Here is a 2,914-nt window from a genome sequence, read left to right as displayed (position 1 = left end):
CCTCATCCTCGGCCCCGTCGTGCTCGCCGTCACCGACGCGCTCGTCCAGATCTGGCGGCGCCGGACTGCCGGTGGCCGCCCGCCGCGTAGTCCCTTCGTCCCGGCCTCAGCGCTCGCCCGCGCCCCCGTGGCGCTGCCAGGGCGCGATGCGCAGCTCGACCGCCCGGGCGCCCTGGACGAGCAGGACGCCCATGACCATGAGCACCACGATGGGCACGAAGAGCTTGGCGGTCTCGAAGGCGTTGGCGTAGCGGACGATCATGTACCCGAGCCCCGAGATGGACGTGTAGAACTCGGCGACCACCATCCCCACCAGCCCGCGACCGATGGCCAGGCGCACGCCCGCGGCGATGAAGGGCAGGGCCGAGGGCAGGATCACGTCGCCCCACAGCTGGCGCTCGGTGGAGCAGAAGGAGCGCGCCACCTCCAGCAGCGCGCGGTCGACGTTCTTCACGCCCTGCTGGGTGTTGATGAGCACGGGGAAGATCATGAAGAGGAAGACGATGATGACCTTGGCGGGGATGCCGAAGCCGAACCAGAGGACGATGAGCGGCACCAGCGCCACCATCGGCGTGGCATAGAGCGCGTTGATGTAGAGGTCGGTGGCGAGCTCCAGGGCGCCGAAGCGGGCCAGGAGCACGCCGAGCGGCACGCCGGCGCCGACCGAGAGGAGCAGCGCGATCGCCAGCACCTGGAGGCTCTGGCTCAGGTAACCGACGAGCTCGCCGCTCTGGCCGAGCTCCAGGAAGGCCTGCACGATCGCGATCGGATAGGTGAAGAGGATAGGGTTCACCGAACGGCCGTAGAGCTCCCAGGCCGTGAGGACCACCGCCAGCGAGACGAGGCGGATCGCGAGGGTGCGGCTCACCGGCGCTCCTCGCTCCGGGCCTCGGCGTCGCGACGCAGCTCAGTCCCGATGTGCAGCCGGAGCTTGATGGCCCGGTCGTCGGCCCGGATCTGGGCGAGGTCGCGCGGGCGGGGGATGCCCACCGGAAGAATCTCGCGCACCCGCCCCGGGCGCGACGTCAGCAGCAAGATCCGGTCGCCCAGCGCGATGGCCTCGTCCACGGAGTGCGTGACGAAGAGCATCGTCTTGGGCTCCCGCTCGAGGATGCGCAGGAGCTCCTCCTGGAGGGTCTCCCGCGTCTGGGCGTCGAGCGCCCCGAAGGGCTCGTCCATGAGCAGGATCGAGGGCTTCACCGCCAGCGCCCGCGCCAGCCCCGCCCGCTGCTGCATGCCGCCCGAGAGCTGGAAGGGATAGAGGCGCTCGAACCCCTCGAGGCCGACCAGGCGCACGTAGTGGGCGACGGCGCGGGCGATCTCGGCGCGCGGCCGGCCGTGAAGCTTGAGCCCGTAGCCGATGTTCTGGTCGAGGCGCTTCCAGGGCATGAGCCCGAAGTGCTGGAAGACCATGGCCACCTCGCGCGAGGGACCCGCCACGCGCCGGCCGTCGATGGTCACCTCCCCCGCGTCGGCCGCCAGCAGCCCGTCGAGCACGCGCAGGAGCGTCGTCTTGCCGCAGCCCGAGGGTCCCAGGATGCAGAGGACCTCGCCGTCTTCGACGTCGAAGGAGAGGTCCTCGAAGGCGACGACGCCGGCGTCGTCGAAGCGCTTGGTCAGGTGGCGGACGGCGATCTTGGTGCGGATGGCAGGCCCCGGCGCGGCGCCGTCAGTCGAAGTCGGGCACGCGCGGCAGCGCCTTGAACGCCTCCTGGACGATCGGAACGGCGACGTAGTCCTCGTACTTCGGCCGCTCCTCGGGCTTGATGTTACCCACCTGCACCATCCGGTTGATCGTGTACTCGACCTTTTCGCGCGGCAGCCCGTCGTTCTGCGACCACACCTTGCCCTGGATCAGCTCGTCGTAGGCTCCCTCGGCGACGTCGCGCGGGATCTTCCCATGCTTCATCGCGATCTCCACCGCCCGCGCCCGGTTCGCGTACATGAACCGGTTGGCCTTGGCCAGCGCCCGGACGAGTGCCTGGAACTTGGCCGGCTCGGCCTGAAGCTTCTTCTCCTGCGCCACCACGACCAGGAAGAGCTGGTTCGGCTCGAGCTCCCAGAACTTCACCAGCGGGTGCAGCGACGGCTCCTTCTGGCGCGCCAGGATCATCTGGTCGATGTGCAGGATGGCGGTGTCGATGGCGCCGGCCAGCAGGGGCGGCACGTCGGCCGACGCGATGGGGACGAACGTGACATCCTCGGGCTTGAGGCCCGCCTTGCGCAGCACCATCCGGCTCAGGATGTCGGCGAACCCGCCGACCTCCTGGACGCCGATCTTCCTGCCTTTGAGGTCCTGGAGCGTCTTGACGTTCGAGCGCACGGTCATGGTCGAGGCGTATCGTGGCGCCATGCCGTAGATGGCCTTGATCCCGGCCTTCCTGGCGACGGAGACCGCCGTGGCCGTACCGGGGCCGCCGCCGGCGTCCAGGGCGCCGCTGACGACGTTGCGGATCACGTAGATGCCGCCCTCGAACGTGGAGATCTCCACGTCCAGACCTTCCTCCTTGAAGAACCCCTGCTCCAGGGCCACCCAGGGCGAGATATGGACGAAGTTCGGCGGCGTGGTCGGCATGCCGAACTTCACCTTCACGGGCGCCGCCGCCCCCCCCGGGGCCCCGAGCGCGGCGCCGCCGAGCGCGAGGCCGACGAGCGTGGTGAGCCATCGCCTGTCCATAGCGGTCCTCCATCGGAAGCGATGCTGATCGAGTGACCAAACCTAAGCGGCGCCGGCGGGGACTGTCAAGTCAGCCGGCTGCGATCAGGGCCGGGTGTTAGCCCCGATCCGAAATAAGCTCGCAGGTGAAAGCGGCACATGGCCGCGAACATGGGCGGTGTTCAGGAGATGGTTCGACCGCAGCCAGCGTCTCTATAGGAGGACGTGGGTGCGCACGTACCCACGCTGGCCACGGCC

At 69.4% G+C, this 2,914-nt stretch carries 3 protein-coding genes; all 3 read right to left on the bottom strand.

The genetic code is table 11. The annotated features are described in order from the left end of the window. Window positions 1-106: 106 nt before the first annotated feature. Genes VGV13_10105 through VGV13_10095 form a run of 3 tightly spaced genes read right to left on the bottom strand, consistent with a single transcriptional unit; the run spans window position 107 to window position 2,677 of the window. Window positions 107-868 carry an ABC transporter permease gene (locus VGV13_10105; GenBank protein ID HEV8641435.1) on the bottom strand — a complete coding sequence of 254 codons (762 nt, stop codon included), beginning with the start codon at window positions 866-868 and terminating at the stop codon, window positions 107-109. Continuing rightward, window positions 865-1,620 carry an ABC transporter ATP-binding protein gene (locus VGV13_10100; GenBank protein HEV8641434.1) on the bottom strand — a complete coding sequence of 252 codons (756 nt, stop codon included), beginning with the start codon at window positions 1,618-1,620 and terminating at the stop codon, window positions 865-867. The genes VGV13_10105 and VGV13_10100 overlap by 4 nt, the downstream gene beginning before the upstream one ends. A gap of 49 nt (window positions 1,621-1,669) precedes the next feature. After that, window positions 1,670-2,677, bottom strand: coding sequence for an ABC transporter substrate-binding protein (locus VGV13_10095; GenBank protein HEV8641433.1), 1,008 nt, complete (start codon window positions 2,675-2,677; stop codon window positions 1,670-1,672). Window positions 2,678-2,914: the final 237 nt, after the last annotated feature.

The sequence above is a fragment of the Candidatus Methylomirabilota bacterium genome, from assembly GCA_036001065.1.
GTDB lineage: Bacteria > Methylomirabilota > Methylomirabilia > Rokubacteriales > CSP1-6 > MNEF01.
This window is presented reverse-complemented; position numbering and strand designations above follow the sequence as displayed.

Excerpts from the sequence above, each read along its gene's own strand:
- VGV13_10095 (HEV8641433.1), bottom strand. The coding sequence starts at position 2,677 with ATGGACAGGCGATGGCTCACCACGCTCGTCGGCCTCGCGCTCGGCGGC.